Source organism: Pseudomonas sp. FBCC-B545, from assembly GCF_059134095.1.
The window spans coordinates 2,896,156-2,914,786 of record NZ_CP101441.1 but is presented as its reverse complement, the minus strand read 5'-3'; the positions used below and the strand labels follow the sequence as shown (position 1 = coordinate 2,914,786).

At 61.1% G+C, this 18,631-nt stretch carries 11 protein-coding genes and 2 pseudogenes; 5 read left to right on the top strand and 8 right to left on the bottom strand.

Annotated features, from left to right (window positions below; all coding sequences use genetic code 11):
* Positions 1-137: 137 nt before the first annotated feature.
* Both NMB39_RS13455 and NMB39_RS13450 read left to right on the top strand, forming a co-directional pair.
* Positions 138-653: pseudogene (locus NMB39_RS13455) on the top strand (methyl-accepting chemotaxis protein); the annotation flags it as partial.
* 251 nt (positions 654-904) lie between these two features.
* Positions 905-2,032 carry an ATP-binding protein gene (locus tag NMB39_RS13450; RefSeq protein ID WP_464005515.1) on the top strand — a complete coding sequence of 376 codons (1,128 nt, stop codon included), beginning with the start codon at positions 905-907 and terminating at the stop codon, positions 2,030-2,032.
* Positions 2,033-2,076: 44 nt separating this feature from the next.
* On the opposite strand, the gene NMB39_RS13445 is transcribed toward NMB39_RS13450, so the two are convergent.
* The 5 genes from NMB39_RS13445 to NMB39_RS13425 form a co-directional block, all read right to left on the bottom strand.
* Positions 2,077-4,506, bottom strand: a complete 2,430-nt coding sequence (locus NMB39_RS13445) for a TonB-dependent siderophore receptor (RefSeq protein WP_198720042.1) — start codon at positions 4,504-4,506, stop codon at positions 2,077-2,079.
* Positions 4,507-4,581: 75 nt separating this feature from the next.
* Positions 4,582-5,550, bottom strand: coding sequence for a FecR family protein (locus NMB39_RS13440; RefSeq protein ID WP_494339077.1), 969 nt, complete (start codon positions 5,548-5,550; stop codon positions 4,582-4,584).
* Positions 5,547-6,080, bottom strand: coding sequence for a sigma-70 family RNA polymerase sigma factor (locus NMB39_RS13435; protein WP_057024044.1), 534 nt, complete (start codon positions 6,078-6,080; stop codon positions 5,547-5,549). Before NMB39_RS13435 ends, NMB39_RS13440 begins: the two co-directional genes overlap by 4 nt.
* Before the next feature lie 191 nt (positions 6,081-6,271).
* Entirely contained in the window at positions 6,272-6,937 is a 666-nt protein-coding gene (locus tag NMB39_RS13430) for a TIGR02466 family protein (protein ID WP_306958021.1), read from the bottom strand.
* An 87-nt stretch (positions 6,938-7,024) separates the two neighbouring features.
* Complete coding sequence (locus NMB39_RS13425) at positions 7,025-7,813, bottom strand: NAD(P)-binding domain-containing protein (RefSeq protein ID WP_494339078.1); 789 nt, start codon at positions 7,811-7,813, stop codon at positions 7,025-7,027.
* A 143-nt stretch (positions 7,814-7,956) separates the two neighbouring features.
* Between NMB39_RS13425 and NMB39_RS13420 the strand changes: the two genes are divergently transcribed.
* Positions 7,957-8,577, top strand: a complete 621-nt coding sequence (locus NMB39_RS13420) for a LysE family translocator (RefSeq protein ID WP_057024047.1) — start codon at positions 7,957-7,959, stop codon at positions 8,575-8,577.
* A gap of 65 nt (positions 8,578-8,642) precedes the next feature.
* Positions 8,643-8,744: pseudogene (locus tag NMB39_RS13415) on the top strand (methyl-accepting chemotaxis protein); the annotation flags it as partial.
* Positions 8,745-8,822: 78 nt separating this feature from the next.
* On the opposite strand, the gene NMB39_RS13410 reads toward NMB39_RS13415, so the two are convergent.
* The gene (locus tag NMB39_RS13410) at positions 8,823-9,767 is read right to left on the bottom strand and encodes an aromatic alcohol reductase (protein ID WP_494339079.1); all 945 of its coding nucleotides are present in this window, start codon (positions 9,765-9,767) and stop codon (positions 8,823-8,825) included.
* A 47-nt stretch (positions 9,768-9,814) separates the two neighbouring features.
* Here NMB39_RS13410 and NMB39_RS13405 point away from each other — a divergent pair, with 47 nt between their 5' ends.
* Positions 9,815-10,258 (top strand): winged helix-turn-helix transcriptional regulator, encoded by a 444-nt coding sequence (locus NMB39_RS13405; protein WP_082636685.1) that lies wholly within the window; start codon positions 9,815-9,817, stop codon positions 10,256-10,258.
* Between the two features lie 129 nt (positions 10,259-10,387).
* On the opposite strand, the gene NMB39_RS13400 is transcribed toward NMB39_RS13405, so the two are convergent.
* Both NMB39_RS13400 and NMB39_RS13395 read right to left on the bottom strand, forming a co-directional pair.
* Complete coding sequence (locus tag NMB39_RS13400) at positions 10,388-16,513, bottom strand: YDG domain-containing protein (RefSeq protein ID WP_494339080.1); 6,126 nt, start codon at positions 16,511-16,513, stop codon at positions 10,388-10,390.
* 39 nt (positions 16,514-16,552) lie between these two features.
* Positions 16,553-18,325 carry a ShlB/FhaC/HecB family hemolysin secretion/activation protein gene (locus tag NMB39_RS13395; protein ID WP_494339081.1) on the bottom strand — a complete coding sequence of 591 codons (1,773 nt, stop codon included), beginning with the start codon at positions 18,323-18,325 and terminating at the stop codon, positions 16,553-16,555.
* Between the last annotated feature and the right edge of the window lie 306 nt (positions 18,326-18,631).

Here is an 18,631-nt window from a genome sequence, read left to right as displayed (position 1 = left end):
ACGCAGGCCAGGCCAGTCAGCAGATTGTTCGCGGCCAGGAAAGCGTCGGTCGCGCCCAGCATGAAATCAGCCAATTGGCGTCACGCATCAACGGTACTGAAACCACCGTGCAATCCCTGGCCGTGCAGGCCGAGCAAATCGGCTCGGTGCTGGAAGTGATCAGCAGCATCGCCAACCAGACCAACCTGTTGGCCCTCAACGCCGCCATCGAAGCCGCCCGCGCCGGCGAACAGGGTCGGGGCTTTGCCGTGGTGGCCGATGAAGTGCGCAGCCTGGCCCAGCGCACTGCCCTGTCCACCCAGGAAATCAAGACCATCATCGAGGGCCTGCAACAGGGCAGCCGCCAGGCCGTCGAAGCCATGCACGCCAGCCGCGAAGGCGTGGAGCGCTGTGTGGAAGACAGCCAGTTGGCGGTGGACATGCTCCACGCCGTGGGCCAGGACATTGCCCACATCGATCAACTCAACGGCCGCATTGTCACCACCACCCGCGAGCAGACCTCGGCAAACCTGGAAATTGTCGAGCGCTTGCAGTCTGTGCAAACCATCGCCCAGAACACCGCCGACGACGTCGAGACCCTCGCCCGCAGCAGCGAACGCCTGCCGCCGATTGCGGTGCGGTTGGATGCGCTGGGGCGCAGGTTTCATTCTTAAGTAGAGCTGCAGACACACGTGGGTGAAAATGTGGGAGGGGGCTTGCCCCCGATGGCCATAGGTATCTACACAAGGTCGGCTGTCAGGCCGCCTTCGGAGGCAAGCCTCCTCCCACAGTTGGACCGCGGCTAGAGTGCCCGCCACCGGTCGAGCTATTAAAGCAACCGACAACCTCCTACACTGCCGACATTCATACTTACCTGCGCAGCCTCGCTTTTCTGCCCGCCTCGCCTCTTACCAGGACCCCAGACATGCGCCTGCCCGACTTCATCCTTGAGCACCTCGAACCGATCCTGCAGGCCTGGGAAGACTTCGCCAGAACCATCAAGACGCCGGGCGGGGACCTCGATAGCGTGGCGCTGCGCGATCATGCCGAGCAGATGTTGCGGGCGATCGTGACCGACTTGCGCACCACGCAGACCAAGCGAGAGCAAATCGCCAAGGCCCAAGGGCTGATTCCGGCCGATGACCAGGAAACCGCCGCTGAAACCCACGCAATGACGCGCCTGATGGCCGGTTTCACGATTGATCAAATGGTCTCGGAATACCGCGCCCTCAGAACCAGTGTGGTCAGCCAATGGATGAGGCAGGTCAACGAGGGGACGCCGATCAATGTCGACGACATGACCCGGTTCCATGAAGCCATCGACCAGGCGCTCGCCGAGTCCATCGCCAGCTATTCACGTGCGGTCGAGGCATCACGCAATGTGTTCCTGGGCATACTCGGCCACGACCTGCGCACGCCGCTGGGCGCGATCCTGCTGGGAGCCGACGTGCTCAGGCGTTCAAAGGACATCGGCGCCAGGGACAACAAAATTGCCAACCAGATGTACACCAGTGTGCGCCGAGCGAGCCGGATTGTTGGCGACCTGCTTGACCTGACACGTTGCCAGATGGGCCCGGGCATCCCGGTAAAAACCGCGGATATCGATCTCTCACCGCTGTGCCAGCGGGTGGTGGAAGAAATCCAGGCGTTTCATCCTGAGGCCAATGTCGTTTTCGACATGAAGACTGCCGTTTCAGGAAAATTTGATGGCGCCAGAATGGAACAGGTCTTCTCGAACATCATCAGCAACGCGGTGGAGCATGGGGACACCACCTTCCCGATCAAGGTCGAGCTAGGCACCGTGGAGGCGTGCGCGGTATTCACCGTGCACAACCGCGGCGAGGCGATACCCGAAGACGTGCTGCCCTTCATATTCAACCCCATGGGCCGTTTCTCCCAGCGCTCGGTAACAGATCTCGGCTCCGCAGAAGGATTGGGCCTGGGCCTTTTCATTGCCTCGGAAATCGTGGCATCCCATGCCGGCTCCATCGATGTCAGCTCGGATGCAGAACAGGGCACGGTATTTAGCGTGAGGCTCCCCCTCGACCGGTAAGCCACCCACGCCGTTAATGGCTTGATCGAGCGATAAGAGCTTCACTAGAAACTGTAGCGCGCTGTCAATTTCAAATTACGTGGGTCGCCATAAATGTCGTACGGGCTATAGGCACCATTGGCCACGCTGCTGTAGTACACACGGTCGAACAGGTTGTTGAGGTTCATCTGCAAGTCCAATTGATCGCTGGCCTTGTAGCCTGCTACCAGACCGACCACGGTGTACGAGCCCTGTTCGTTTTTCCAGGCTGTGGCACCGGCGCCTCCCGCGGTGCGGATGCGGCTTTGCTGGTAGACATCGCCGCCAACGCGCCAACGTTGCAACTCACCAGGCAAGGTGTAGATGGTCGAGAGCTTGAACAGTTGGCGCGGTTTCTTGCGATCGAAGTCTTCGCCCTCGCGGGCCGCATTGGCATCGCTGACGTATTGGGTCTGGGTGTAGGTGTAGCCACCCGCCAACTGCCAGTTATCGGTGAGGGCGCCCTGGATTTCCATATCAATACCGCGACTGCGTACCAGGCCGGCAGCTTCATAACAGGCGCTGGCCGGGCCCGAGCCACAGCCTTTGACGTCAGTCAGTTCTTGGGCGCGATTCTTCTGGTCAATCTGGAAAACCGCCATGCTGGCATTCAATGCGCCGTCAAAATATTCGCCTTTGATACCCACTTCATAGTTCTCACCCACGACAGGAACGATGGCTTTTGCATCAACGCCTTTTTCGCTCTGCGGCTTGAAGATATCGGTATAGCTGACATACACCGAATGATGGGTATCCAGGTCATAGACCAGGCCGGCGTAGCGCGTCAGATTGCGCGTGACCTTGTAGTTGCTTTCGCTGTTTGCACTGTCGTCGAACTCATACCAGTCGACACGACCACCAAGGATCAGCGAGAGCGGCTCAGTCAAGCGCAGACGGGTGCTGGCATACACGCTGTCCTGGGTGGTGGTTTCAGGAAGGCCATTACTGCCCCTGACGTAATCCGGCTTGGCATGCCCACGTGGATCCCATATAAAAGGGTTGATGCTGGCGTCGGTGTATGCGCTCCAGGCTTTGCCGGAGCGATAATCCAGCTTGCGCCTGCTGACGCCCAGGGTCAGATCATGCTGTTGGCCGAGCAGTTGGAAGGGGCCGCTGAGCGCCAGGTCGTAGCCGGTTTCCTTTTGCTCCATGGCTTCCGTCCAAAGATACCGGCGGTTGTATTCCCAGATCGAAGAGGCCAGCACGTCGGTGTCGGTCTTGGACTGCATGGCGGCCGCACGCAGCGTCCAGTCATTGGGCAAGCCTTGCTCCAGGGTAGCGAAATAGCCGGTGGTGCGATTGTCCGAGTATTCCCAGTCCTGCCCCAGGAAGGTGTCGCGGGGCAGTCCAAGATGACCGCCGCCACGGGCCATGGGCAATCCCCCCCAGATATAGTTGGTGTGGCTCTTTTGGCGGTAACCGCCCAGAGTCAGGGTGGTCGTTTCACTCAGGTCGGCGTCGACCACGCCGTAGAACAGATCATTGTCACTCTCCACCGAGTCGCGAAAACTCTTGGCGTCCTGCCGCGAAACCACGGTACGCGCCCGCAGGGTGCCGCTGTCATTGAGCGGGCCACCGACATCCAGCGTACCGGAGTAATCATCCCAACTGCCGGCACTGCCGGTGAATGTGCCCTGGAATTGAGGGGTGGGACGCTTGCGCACCAGGTTGATAGCACCCGCAGGGCTGCCGGCGCCCTGGGCCAGCCCGTTGGGGCCGCGCACGATCTCCACCCGGTCATACATCGCCAGGTTGGCCTCGCCGCTGGGCAGATAGGTGAGGAAGCTGGTGGGAAAACCGTCGTACATGATGTTGTCGACGTCGAACCCCCGTGCGCTGAACGTCGGCCGCCCAGCACCGCCGGAGTTATTCAGGAAAAGCCCCGGAGCACTTTTGACCACGTCGCTGATGCTGGTCATGGCCTTGTCATCCATGCGCTTGCGCGTCACCACGCTGACCGATTGCGGCGTTTCGCGCAGGCTCAAGGGCAGTTTTGTGGCAGTCTGCATGGTTCCGGTAGTGTAGGAGCCGCTGTTTTCGGTCGTCGCTGTCAGACCTTGACCGGTGATGCTGGTCGCACCCAGCTCCAGGGCTGTATCCGCCACCTGCGGTGTCAACACGTAGAGACCATTACCCTGCGCCGAGGCTTGCAGGCCGGTGCCCTGGAGCAGTTGCTGCAGGCCATCGTCCACGCTGGTGGCGGCATGCAGGCCAGGGCTGCGCAGACCTTCCACCATCCCAGGCTCGATCGGCAGGGTGATACCCGCCTGGCTGGCAAAGGTAGAGAGTGCACTGCTCAGGTTGCCGGCCGGCACTTGATAGGCCCGGCTCTGCTGCGCGCCCTGCTCGGCGGCCAGCAGCGTAGCGCAAGTCAGGCCGCCACCCGCAATGATCAGGCCCAGTGCGGTCGCGTGTACCGCCCGCGCCAATGGTTGCATGCCCAGCGTCGTCGCCATGTGTTCGTCCCCGCCCATGAAAGTGATGTTGTTATGAGAGGGACACGTAGCTGGGCAAAAACACGACACGCTTATTTACGCGTTTCTACGCGTGGTGACAGTCACCCAGTAGGGCGTGCGGTAAAGGACGCTTACCGGCAGCGTCTGGCTGAGAGCCTGGAGAATCTGGTCGGTATCGCGCAACTGGAAGGTGCCGGAGATCAGCAACCCTGCGACGGCTGGATCGCAACGCAGCAGGCCGGGACGATAGCGATTCAACTCAGTGATGAAATCATCCAGGCGCATCTTTTCTGCGCGCAGCACACCGGCAAGCCAGTCCAGACGGTTATGCGCCAGTGTCATCGAAGGTTCCACGGCCTGGTTGTTGACGTAGGTCTGCCGGCCCGCTGCCAGGCGCATCATGCCCTCCTCCCCGGGTAACAGCCGCGGGCGCACCACGGCTGTGCCGTCCAGCGCGGCGAGGTAAGTGCGCTGCGGGTATTGGCGCACCATTAGGCGGTTGCCGAAAAGGACGATGTGGGCTTCGGCGGTGTCGACGATAAACGGCGGCCCCGCAGTCATGTGGGGCACCTCAAAGAGCATCTCGCCAGCGATAAGACGTATGCGACGAACGCTGCCGTCGTAGGCAATGTCGACAGCGCTGCCAGTGTTCAGGCGAATCTGCGCGCCATCCGGCAGGTTCAGGGTGCGCTGCTCGCCTGCGGCGGTGCGCTCGTCCGCCTGCCACTCGCGCCATGGCAGCCCCCGATGGGCGGCAAGGCCCAACGGAGCGGCAGCGATCAGCATCGCCAGGGTCTTGAGCACCTGCCGCCGCTCCAGGCCGCGTGGGCGCTCAAGCGCTGCGCGCTCTGCACGTGCGGCAAGCTGCTGGGCTCGGCCGCAAAACTGTTCGGCCAGTTGCCAGGCCCGTTCGTGGTCGGCATGCAGCGCCCGCCACTCGGCGCCAGCGGCATGCTCGGCGGCGCACGTGTTGCTGTTCTGCAAGCGTACGTACCAGTTGGCCGCTTCGCGGGCAATACGCCGGTCGATGGGCGTGTTATTCATGCCGCGCTCTGGCTGGCGAGCACAATGCATTCTTCCAGAGCCCGCGCAAGGTAGCGCTGTACCGAACGCACGCTGAGACCGAGCCGGCTGGCGATCTCTTCCTGCGTATACCCCTCCAGTTGTGACATCAGGAACGCTTGCCGGGTTTTGGCCGGCAAGAGCGCAAGTACCTGGTCGATCTCGTCGAGGGCTTCAAGCACCAGCGCCTGATGTTCCAGCGACGGCGCCAGGTCTTCCGGGGTTTGCGCCAGCGCAGCCAGGTAGGCCTGTTCCAGTGAGCGACGGCGGTAGAGGTTGAGGGTGAGGCGATTGGCAACAGTGGCCAGATACGCACGTGGAGTTGTGAAGTTCAGCGGCTCGCCAGGCCCACTGCTGAGCAAACGCACGAACGTATCCTGGGCCAGGTCTGCCGCATCAGCCGCATTGCCCAGACGCCTGCGCAACCAACCCTGCAGCCAACCGTGGTGGTGGCTGTAGAGTTGCCCGATAGATTGAGACACGTGATGATTGGCTGGTGAAGTTGGTTGCACGGTATAAGACAGATGTTAATGAGAATTCATCGCATTCTATCAGTGAAACGTCTTACCCGTACACGTAAAAAGTCCTGCAATGAAGCAGCGGTATTGACGGGCAACAATCGGCGATATTCTGAGGGGTATTCCACGACCCTGACGCCCGATGCTATCTCTACTCAGGCGGCTGCGCCCCCGGCCGGGCACGCTCAAACCCCAAAGTTGAACGCAATTGAGATCCGCGGCCGCGTACCTGAAAAGCGTCGTACCGAGTGCATCAGCCAAGACGGAAACATGACAAAGGTGCCACTGGCCGCCGCGCAGGTACTACTGAACCCGGCAGTCAGGCAGTCCTCCACTCTCATTCGCAGGGCCGGGTTATAGGTCGAGGCCACCATGCCGCGCGGGTCGAGAAATTCCAGGTCCCCACCCACTGCCGGGTCGTCCTCCCGGCCACCGGCATCGACCCAATACACCCCGGACCAGAATGCTCCCGGGTGGCCGTGCAATGCATTGCTGTGCCCGGCCTCATTCACGTTCACCCAGGCATTGATCTTCCATTCGAAACCGGGCTCGATAAAGCCGTATTGCTCGCTATGCACTGCTGTCAGTTGAGTGGCGAACTCTGTGGCAAACCTCACCAGCGTCTCGCAGGCTACCCCGCCCCACTCCGGGAAATCATGGGCGGACTGCCAACCGCCGGTATTGCTGCGCTGCGCCCCCAGGGTGTCGGCGGCCATGCGCTGGGCAATCAGGTCTTTGAGCTCGCCGTTGAGCCATTGCGCATCCGGCACCTGGATGCTGGCCAACGGGCTTGGAAACAGCCGGCGGATGGTGATGAGCTGCGGATCCAACCGCTGATGACAAGTCTGCATCGAGGCACTACCCGGTTACGCAAGTGGCTGAAAAACATACCGAATGAGCGCGCCCAGTGGTGTAAACCTTTGTTAAGAACTTGAGGGTTATTGATCGCCGGAGTGCCCCTGCGACGTTTTCTGCAGGCGCGCCAGCACCTCATCACACGCCGCTGCCCACGCCTGCGGCGCGCCTTTGTCGCGCAGCACTTCGAGCCCGGCAGCCGTGAAGGTGCCCGGCGTCGCGATGGCATTGCCCAAGGTGTCCATGCGCGCCTGGGGCTGATGACCGGCGCTGGCCAGGCAGTCCTGCATATTGCCCATCACCAATTGCCGGGCATGCTCCGGACTCAGTCCTTTATCGGTAAACCACTGCTGAAGATCATTGAGAAAGAAATAGAACCAGCCGTTCATGCAGGCTGCTACCGTGGCCAGTTCGAAGGCGTCTTCCTGATCCAGCACGATCAACGATCCAAGGGTGCCCAACAACGCCTCATGGGCCTGCCCCGCTGGCGTGACCACCACGGTCGACTGGTTGATCTGCGCGGCATAGGACAGCATCGCCCGCACGGGCTGCGCCTGTGGGAAGCAACGCAGCAGGTCATTCAATTTCATGCCGGCGACCAGGGAAACCAGGGGTTGCCCTGGCTTGAGGCGGACCTCCCTGGAAAGCGCCTCCACCACCTCAGGGCGCACACCCAGGAACAACAGGTCCGCCTGATCGACCACGTCCTGGTTGTCGGCCATGACCTCACCAGCCCAGGCCCTGCCCAACTGCCGGGCGCGCTCACGGTTGCGTGGCGACAGCAGCACCCGCCCACTGAAACCGCCGCGACGCAAGCCGATCACCACTTTTTCAGTCAATTCGCCGACGCCCAGGATGCCGATGCTCAGCAAGGTGTTTCCTCCGTTTCGAAAGCCCGTGAAGGGTGTCGCAGCATCATAGCCAGATTACAAGGCAGCGGGCCAACGCAAGGATTGTCCAACCGCGCCACGTAGCCTTATGCTCATGCCTCTGCCACCTGTCACCTGGAGCCGCCATGGACCTCGCCACCCTCGCCCTCTTTCTCCCCGCCTGCTTCGCCCTGAATATGGCGCCCGGCCCCAATAACCTGCTGTCGGTGAGTAACGCCACCCGCTACGGCTTTCGCACCTCCTGCCTGGCCGGTCTCGGCCGCCTGCTGGCCTTCGCCGGCATGATTGCCCTCGCCTCTGCCGGGTTGGCGGTGGTGCTGCAGACCTCGGAATTGTTGTTCTACGCAATCAAGATTCTCGGCGCGGCGTATCTGTTTTACCTGGCCTATCAGCTATGGCGTGCGGACCCACAGGCAGAGACCCAAACGGCCACCAACAAAGTCGGCTTATTGGCCTTGGCGCGACAGGAGTTTCTGGTGGCGGCGGGCAACCCCAAGGCTATCCTGATCTTCACCGCCTTCCTCCCCCAGTTCGTGGTGCCCGGCCAACCCATCACCACGCAATTCGCCCTGCTGGGCGCGATGTTCCTGGCCCTGGAATGGGTCGCCATCAGCGCCTACGCCTATATGGGCCTGCATATGCGCCGCTGGTTCGCCGAGCCACGTGGCAAGCGCCTCTTCAATCGTTGCTGCGCGGGGTTGTTGTCGGCGGCGGCGACGGTGTTGTTGACTGCGCGCAGGGCTTGATCCGGCCGTAGGCGCCAGGCAGCACGAGCAGAATGCGCTGCGAGAGGCGCAAGTCACGCATCAGCGGACATGGGCGCGGTTTCGCTGTGGTGGCCGACGAGGTGCGTAAACTCGCGACACGTACCACCGAAGCAACCGAACAAGCAGCCGGGATGATTGCTCGGTGAGCCGCGTCGCGCCTGTGATACAGCCCACCAATGAATTGCCGGTGCTGAGGTGGCGAGCAGTTTAATGTTGCCGCAAGCCTAGAATCCCTCGCGACGACTTAAATTAGACTGCGCCCATTGTTCCGCGCTGGTCACAGGTAATTCATGGGCTCCATTGAATGTCAGCGCTACATCCCAGGCGACACCTCGGCCCATCGCGAAAACAGCGCGGTATTTGCGTAGATTATCGTCAGGCATTTCCTCAAGGTCTGCCAGCAATCGCTGTACGCTAAGCACTCGGCGCTGGATTTTTTGTCCGGTGACGCGCTCAAGCAGATCGGCCACGTCGCCGTAACTGAGGGTGTCGCCAGCCGTGTATACCACCTGATTGACGATGCGCGGGTGCTGGAGGACGATGGCCGCGGTGAGCTTGCCGATGTCTTCTGGCGTCGTCACCGTAACCCTGGTCTCGACGCTGCCCAGCGCATTGACCTGTCCGCCGTGCAGGTCAACGACCCCGAAAGCCGGATCGAACAGAAAGCTGGTGAACATGCCGGTTGAAATAATCACCCACTCAGTCCGCGATTGCGCACGCAACAGGTCGCGGACATCCAATTGCTCATCGAACAGGTCTTGCGGGCTGCCACGGCCAATCACGTCATAGTCAACGCCGAACTGCCAGGGAATGTAGCGTTTCACACCTGACGCGAGCGCGGCCTCGGTCACCTTGCGCTGGGTGCCCCGGCCCGCCGCAAACCCCACGCAGCTGATCACTGTATCGAAGCGTCCCAACACCGCGGCAAGTTCTTCCTCGCCGGCCTGCGTGATGTCGGCTGTCTCGATGTCGACACCGAGCGTCCTGATCGCTTCGATTTCCCGTTGTTTTTCCTGGGATGAGCTCTGCAACGCTGCCTGGCGCAGCAGCACGCTGATGCTCGCCAATTCGGTTGATCGAGCGGCCAGGCCTTGTAGCACGGCAAGCCCCAACTCACCGGCACCTAATACCAGAATACGTTGTTTGACGTTTGAAATAGCAGCCTGCATGGTAAGCCTCTGATTGGCGCAATTGACTTGAAGATGGGGATCTTGCCATGGGCATCGATGCGCAAAAAGTAGGTACATCGGTGATACCGAGCGGCCTGGACGCTCAGGAAATCGTGCGGCTTTCGCAGGGTGCCTGTCGCGCGCTCAGCGACGACGAGGATGGTCTTAAGCGCGATATCCTGGGCCATTCAGGCAATCGGTGGTCACTGGGCGTGGTGCATGCATTGGGCGTGACCAGCCCCTTGCGACACGCGGAGTTACGTCGCCGATTGCACGGCGTCACTCAACGCATGCTCACTCACACACTGCGTCAGCTGGAGCGCGACGGGCTGATCTCTCGTCACGATTTTGGCGAAAAGCCCTTACGGGTCGAGTACGCCCTGACCGATCTTGGTATGGGCTTATTGGTGCAGATGATTCCGCTGTGGACGTGGGTGATCGAGCAGTCGGGGCATTTTAACGAGGCGCGCAGGCGTTATGACGAACAGTAAGGGCCGGATATCGACTAAGCCATCGGCGCCTGATTACTCTAAAGAACCGGACCAGCAAAAAAAACGCCCGATGCAGCGCATCGGGCGTTTTTGTCAGGGCCCACCTATTCGCCCATCAGGTGGGATCAATCAGCGGCTTACCACCCCCGTATGGTGGATTTGACCGGCGCTTCCCTGGCGCGGTGAATGTTCGATCACCACGTTTTTTATCGAGTCGACGGTGACGCCCAAATGTTGTTTCGCGATGGCCAGACCATAGGTCGCAAGCTCCTCGTTCGACAGCGCCTGGGTGACCGGCTCGGCCTCCACCAGCAACGTGGCGTCCTTCAGCATGCTGACGCTGATCAGCAGAAGCTCGCCCGTGCCCAGTGCCACCGAACCTTGCGATCGCGATACACCTTGCTCTTGCAGCATCGGCAGGTTACGCAGGGTCGATGCCACTTTCTCCAGCAAAATATTGTTGCCCATGTCGCTCGCCGCGTATTTCCCTTGGCCCAGCAGCTCCTTGCCGGCGTGCGAACTGTACAAATTCAACACGTTTTTCGTGGCTGGGGTAGAAACGCCATCCTCGACGACCAGGCTGAAGTTGCCGTTTGCACTCAACAGGTCACCACGCAATGGCGCGTTCGCGCCGATGTCCAAGGCGCGCGGCGTGATCGCCGACTCATTGGTCACCAAGGCCGTTGCTGCCATTGGCTGCGTATAGCGCGCAGCGGCTTGGTCAGGGCGGGTCTGCGGCTGGTTTGCCGTCAGCGCGGTGCCGTTGGCGCCTTCGGTTTTGCCCAGCAATCCAACAGGGGTGTAGAGCGGTGCATCGACCGATGCGCTGCCGCTGACGCGATCACTTGCCAGTTGGTAGTTGGCAAAGTCATTGCCGATCAATTGCAGACCGATCACCGCGACAGGCTTGTTACGGCCAGCCCCTGGAGTCAGGAAGTCGGCACTGCCGATGGCCCCGACACTGTCGCCCGCGACAACGCCGCCCAACGTCACGTCGCGAATCGTCGCCGTGGTGCTCCCATCGTGCAGTTTGTCGGCAATATCAACCGCTGCCGTCAAGGTTTTCTTATCGATAACGCCGGTGCCGATTTGCGCGCCGGTATTGAAGCTGTAGTTGCCCGCCTCTTCACCCGCCAGGCTGATGCCCGTACCGGTTACCGACTTGTCCACACCTGCATTCTTGTCGATAAAGCTTCCCTGGTTACCGACCACTTGCAGTTCGTCAGCATCGCCGTCAACCACACCCACCAACTGGACATTGCCCAAATTGGCGGTGGTATTGCCGTCGTAGACCTTGTCGGATACATCCGCCGTGGCGGTCAGGGTTTTCTTGTCGATAACGCCAGTGCCGATTTGCGCGCCGGTATTGAAGTTGTAGTTGCCCGATTCTTCACCCGCCAGGCTGATGCCCGTGCCGATAACCGACTTGTCCACGCCTGCATTCTTGTCGATAAAGCTGCCCTGGTTACCGACCACTTGCAGTTCGTCAGCATCGCCGTCAACCACACCCACCAACTGGACATTGCCCAGGCTGGCGGTGGTGTTGCCGTCGTAGACTTTGCCGGATACATCCGCCGTGGCGGTCAGGGTTTTCTTGTCGATAACGCCAGTGCCGATTTGCGCCCCGGTGTTGAAGCTGTAGTTGCCCGCCTCTTCACCCGCCAGGCTGATGCCTGTACCGGTAACCGACTTGCCCACACCTGCGTTCTTGTCGATAAAGCTGCCCTGGTTGCCGACCACTTGCAGCTCGTCAGCATCGCCGTCAACCACACCCACCAACTGGACATTGCCCAAATTGGCGGTGGTATTGCCGTCGTAGACCTTGCCGGAGACATCTGCGGTGGCGGTCAGGGTTTTCTTGTCGATAACGCCGGTGCCGATTTGCGCCCCGGTGTTGAAGCTGTAGTTACCCGCCTCTTCACCCGCCAGGCTGATGCCCGTGCCGGTAACCGACTTGCCCACACCTGCGTTCTTATCAATGAAACTGCCCTGGTTGCCGACCACTTGCAGTTCGTCAGCATCGCCGTCAACCACACCCACCAACTGGACATTGCCCAAATTGGCGGTGGTATTGCCGTCGTAGACCTTGCCGGATACATCCGCCGTGGCGGTCAGGGTTTTCTTGTCGATAACGCCAGTGCCGATTTGCGCCCCGGTGTTGAAGCTGTAGTTACCCGCCTCTTCACCCGCCAGGCTGATGCCCGTACCGGTTACCGACTTGTCCACGCCTGCATTCTTGTCGATAAAGCTGCCCTGGTTACCGACCACTTGCAGTTCGTCAGCATCGCCGTCTACCACACCCACCAACTGAACATTGCCCAGGTTGGCGGTGGTGTTGCCGTCGTAGACCTTGCCGGAGACATCTGCGGTGGCGGTCAGGGTTTTCTTGTCGATAACGCCGGTGCCGATTTGCGCGCCGGTATTGAAGCTGTAGTTACCCGCCTCTTCACCCGCCAGGCTGATGCCCGTACCGGTTACCGACTTGCCCACACCTGCGTTCTTGTCGATAAAGCTGCCCTGGTTGCCGACCACTTGCAGCTCGTCAGCATCGCCGTCAACCACACCCACCAACTGGACATTGCCCAAATTGGCGGTGGTATTGCCGTCGTAGACCTTGCCGGAGACATCTGCGGTGGCGGTCAGGGTTTTCTTGTCGATAACGCCGGTGCCGATTTGCGCGCCGGTATTGAAGTTGTAGTTGCCCGATTCTTCACCCGCCAGGCTGATGCCCGTGCCGGTAACCGACTTGCCGATGCCTGCGTTCTTGTCGATAAAGCTGCCCTGGTTGCCGACCACTTGCAGCTCGTCAGCATCGCCGTCAACCACACCCACCAACTGGACATTGCCCAAATTGGCGGTGGTATTGCCGTCGTAGACCTTGCCGGATACATCCGCCGTGGCGGTCAGGGTTTTCTTGTCGATAACGCCAGTGCCGATTTGCGCGCCAGTGTTGAAACTGTAGTTGCCCGCCTCCGCGCCACCCAGGCTGATGCCCGTACCGGTAACCGACTTGCCGGTGCCCGCGTTCTTGTCAATGAAGCTGCCCTGATTGCCCACCACATCCAGGTTGCCCACATCGCCACTGATCACACCGACCAACTGAATGTTATTCAAGCCGGCTGCGGTATTACCGTCATAGACCTTGCCGGAAACGTCTGCGGTCGCCGTCAGGACTTTTTTGTCGATGTTGCCGATATCACCACTGGCAGTGTTGGAGACCAACTGGTAGCCGTACACCTTGGCATTACCGTTCTGCGCTTCGCCAAGGCTGATGCCGTTCACGGTGACGGTCTTGGCGCTTCCGGCGTTTTTGGTGTCGTAGCTTGCCGTGTCATAGCCGGCGATGATAAGGCTGATATCGTCACCATCGATAGCGCCTGAAGTCGCGGTGAAGTTGTTGGCCTTGACGGTGGCGTGGGCATCACCATCGTAGGTTTTGCTGACCTCGCCGGTCAGGCCCACCGCGACTTTGGGAGCGACGGTGTAGATGTGGCCGTTTCCGCCAGACTGCGCCAGTGTGTCGCCGTAATGAGCGTTGTATTGCTTGAAATCAAGCGGCAGGCCGCCGCGTACGTCCGCCTCCGGGCTGGTCGAATAGGTCAGCCAGCGCCCATTGCTATTGGAGGCATTCAGCGCCGCACTGCCTGCGTTATTGATGAAGTTGCGCGCAGCACTCAAGACCACCGCGTCGCCGCTGCCTTTGCCGGTAACGCTGCCTGCGTTGCCGATCACCACATCCGCCTGGCCCGCACGGGTGATCACATGCCCGGTCGAACTGGTGTTCTGCAGGGCACCGTCGACCTGGATGCTGCCATTGAGCAAGGTCAGGCTGTTGTTGGCCTGGAAGCCGAACCCGCTGTTGTTCACGGTCGTGGTGCCGGTGCCGTCCAGCCGGCCAATGGTCAGGTTCATGATGTTGTCGAGCTTGCCCAGCGTATTGGCCGTCGCAATGCCGTCGTTGCCATCCAGGGAGATATTGGTGGCGATGTTCCAGGGCTCCAGCCTGAGGCTGGCGGTCGACACATTCTGCAGCGTGGCTTGGGTGAAATCGATATTGGTCGCACGCAGGGTCAGTGCGTCGTTGCCGGTATCGAGCTTGACGTTGCTGGTGAAGTTAATGTTGCCGTCGGTGTAAATCGATGCACCGCCGAGCATGGTCAGCGGCGTCGAGAAGTTGACGTCACCATTGAGGGTGAGCTTGCCGCCCAGGCGCTTTTCACCTGTCGAACCGCCCAGCCCTTTGGCCCCCATCGCATCGCCGAAGTACAGCCGCCCCGCGCCGAGGGCGATATCGCCCGTGAGCGTGGCAATGCTTTCCGGGTAGTTGGTTGCACCAAACGACAGATACAGATTGCCGCCGGCCGTGTTGATTGGCGTGTTGATGGTCAACGCCCCGCGCCCACCCGTGTCCGAGTCGCTGGACAGCCGCACATAACCGCCATGGGTGCTGACGGCGCCGGCGATGGTCAGGCCGTCGGCGCCGAGGAGCGTGATACTGCCTGCGCCGGGAACCCCGCTGCCGATATTCGCGACATTATGCGTAGGCAGGTCAGCGAGCGCCGGGTTGGCCCCCGCGCCGTGCGCAATCAGGTTGAACGAGTTTTTGATCGAGCCTGACCCGCTGCCGCCCGCTTGCATGTAGATACTGCCGGTACCCGATACTTCCAGGGTATTGGCCGCATTGGCGAAGCTGATCACCGCATCGCTGCCGCCCGCAGCTTCAGCGCGGAAACTGACATCATTCTGCATGGTGATGGTGCCATCGCCACCATTTTGCGTCAGATCGGCAAACGTAATGGAGTCGGTGGCTTGCAGCAGCACGTTAGCGGTCTGCGCCTCCAGTGCCTTTTCCGTTACGCTGCTGCCGGTAATTGCGTCACCCGCTGTACCGCCGCCGCGGACCGTAATAGTGGCGGGGTCCAGCAACAGATCGCCGGTACGCCCGTGAGAGGCGCGTGCATCGGTGACACCGCTGTACTGCAGTGTCTGTTTGCCGGACACCTCGGCCTTGCCGCCATTACCGCTTTGCGCGCCGCCACGTACCGAAACGGTGCCGGCGAAGCGCGTACTGTCATCCGCCCAGAACACTGCGGTACCGCCATCGCCCTGGCCGGTCGAATCGGCACGCACCGTCGTGCGTGCATCCACCGTGACCCTGCGCGCGTTGGCGATACTCGTGTCCTTGCCCTGCCAGCCGCCGCCCACCTTGACCGTGCCGCCGCCGTGGGTGCCGCTGGCATCCAGCGCAGCCCCCGTGAGGGCGATCTGCTCGCCGGTGATAACGATGTCGCCGCCCTTGCCCTGCTGCGAAGAGACATCGAGCACCCCAGCCACCTGGGTCGAGCCGCCCTGATCGTCACCGTCCAGCACGATACGGCCATTGCGCTTGAGCATGCCCTTGGCTTCGATGAGGCCAGTGTTGTTGACCACGCTGCTGATGGCTGCATCGGCCGAGCGTGCACTCAGCGTTACCAGGCCACCGTCAGCGCTGATCTGGCCGCTGTTCTGCACCAGCGCATCCAGCACGCCGCGGTCGACATTCACGCTGACCAGGCCATCGCCGGTGAAATCCAGGCTGACTTTGTCACCCGCGGCAAGCGCCGTGCTGCCGCCAGGCGTATGGATCACCCCGCTGTTGCTGACTTGCGGCCCGATCAATGCGACCACGCCACCTTCGGTGGTGGTGATACGCCCCTGGTTACTCACCGCGCCGGCACCGGCACCGCCGCCGAGGGTGGTTTTACCGGCCAGGAAATCTTCATCGCTGATCTTCAGCGAAGAGGCGACCAGCCCGCCCACATTGACCTGGGCGCCTTTACCGATGACCACGCCACTGGGGTTCAATAGCCAGACCTGGCCGTTGGCATTCAGTTTGCCTAGGATCTGGCTGGCATTGCCGCCCCCGACCACCCGGTTGAGCGCGACACTGGCGCTGTTTGGCTGCTGGAACGTCACACTGGCGTCACGGCCCACATCAAAGCTGTTCCAGTTGGTCACCAACTTGCCGGTGGATTGGTCAATCACCATGTGGTTGCCGTTCTGCGAGATGCTGCCAGCGCCACCGACTATCGTGCCGCCGGTCGGCAGGTCGGCCGCCTGGGCCACGCTCGCGCCCAAAAGGCCCAGGGCCGCGAGCGTAGCCATCAGCCCACCCCGCTTGCCACGGGCGTTGGTGTGTTCGGAAACAGCGACATAAGCCTGGGCGACATCGCTCCAGACCAAACGATAAACATGGTTCAACGAGGCGTTCTTCATAATGGAATGCTCTTGAGAATTCGGGGGCTGACGGCGTGATCAGAAAGCGACGGACGTTTGTAGCCAAGCGCGCCAGTCGCTGGAGCGACTGTCTGCGTCATGGCCCGACAGACTGCGACCGGGGTTGTCGCCCAGCGTGCGCGCGACCGCGGTGCGCACGGTCCAATTGCCGACCCAGAGGTTGGCGCCCAGCCCGACGGCATTGAGGTCATAACGGCTGGCGTTTTCGGCATTGTTGACCGAGCCTTCCCACTGCTTTTCATGCAGCCAGATACGGCCGGTGTCGAAGAAACCCAAGGCCTGGAACTTGGCCATCGGCAGGCCGAGATCGATCTCGCGACGCAACTCCAGTGTGCCCAGCCAGCCATGATCGCCGGCGGCCTCGCCAACCGGATAAGCACGCACGCCAGCCGGTCCGCCGAGCAGGAACTTCTCGGACGAATCGAGGTTCTGGCTGGCCCATTGAGTGGACACCGCGCCGAATACCGTCCAAGTGTCAGCGGCGCCCAGGCTTTGCAGGCGCGACAGGCGCACATTGACTTTATGGAACTGACCGTCGCTCTTGGCGCTCATGCGGTCGGCGAACTCATCATCGCGATTGCCTGAAAGGTCGAGCTTGCCAACGGTCAGGGCAACGCTGGCATCGGTCACGCCGCCGCCAGCGAAACTGTCGAAGCGGTTGCCGTTCAGGGCGAAGGTGAAGTTGTCCAGGGTGCGCTCACGCAGTTGGCTGCCCAGCCCACGGTCTTCGAGTTCGCGTCGCTCGTAGGTGGCGGTGACGTCGAGGTTTTGCAGGCGCGAGCGAATCAATGGATAGGTCAGCCCCAGGGAAGCGCTTTTGGCGTTGCCGCGCAGGTCCAGCGGCCTGAATACTTCCTGGTCGACGTCATAACGCAGGTAGGAAGCGGCCGCGAGCAGGCGCAGCCCCGACGGGCTGAGCGGCAAGCTATAGCCACCGCCCACCACCGAGCTGCCTGTGGTTTTGCTGAGCCCGAGGTACAAGCGGTCGCCGAAACCGAAGGGATCATCGACATTGAGTTGCGCGTTGCCGCGCGCCGTGCCGGTACTGCGGTTGCCGTAGTTGTCCGCCGAAACGCCGCCGCTGAAGATCGGCCCTTGCGTGGCATTGATCAACAACTGGCTGGTACCCGGTTCAACGCCACGATCCAGGGCCGACTGGGCCTTGATACCCGGCTGATCGTTGATCAGCAGCAGCGCCCGCTCCAACTCCTGGGCGCGCAGGACCTGGCCTTCAGGCAAGGCTGCGCTGGCAATGTCATGCAAACGCTGGGCAGACGTACGGGTTTGTCCGCTGACTTTGATACGTTCAGCCCCCGATTGCAGCTTGCCTTGGACGATCGCGATTTCGAGCACACCCTCGGTCAAGTCCTGGCGAGGCAAATACGCTCGCGCCAGGACGTAACCCTGACCGCGCAGATAACGGGTCAGGCTTTCCACCAGTTGCTGCAGGCCTGGGTGATCGAGGGTCTTGCCCAGTACCGGCGCGACCAACGCCTGGAGATTTTCGCGGTCGGCCAGTTGGGTATCGCCGCTGAAACGAATGGCATTGAGCTTGATGCGCAACCCTGAGTCTTTTACCGACGAGGTGCCCGATGGAATTTCGAAGGCCGGTGGCGGCTGGGTCGACTGACGTTCGGTCGGCGCGGTTTGCTGCTGCTCGTTAAGCAGTTGCCCGGCATCCGGAATTGTCAGTGCCAGCGTGAAGGGGGCGGTCGTTGAACCGATCAGGGCGATAGTCCACTGCAGCAGATGCCTGCTCACATACATCGAGTCCTTGTGAGAATTGCGCATCGTTGGTTACTCCGTTGGAAACTGTCCGCCCCGACATGGAACGGGAAATGTACGGCGCGCAGTTTTCCAAGCTGCGCACCACAGCGTGTTTGAATGACGGAGTAAAACTTTTGCTGGAGCGGATTCGGACCAAATAGCCTGAAAAAAGATCAAGCGGCGAACGAACGGTTGCTGCGTTTCAGAGGGACACGAAATGCTCGGATGCTCATCGACGGCATGGTCTACAGGTCAATACGCATGATCAGGAGATAACTGATCATGCTCTGGAACCAAGAGTCCCCCCATGAATCAACGAATCAGACCGGT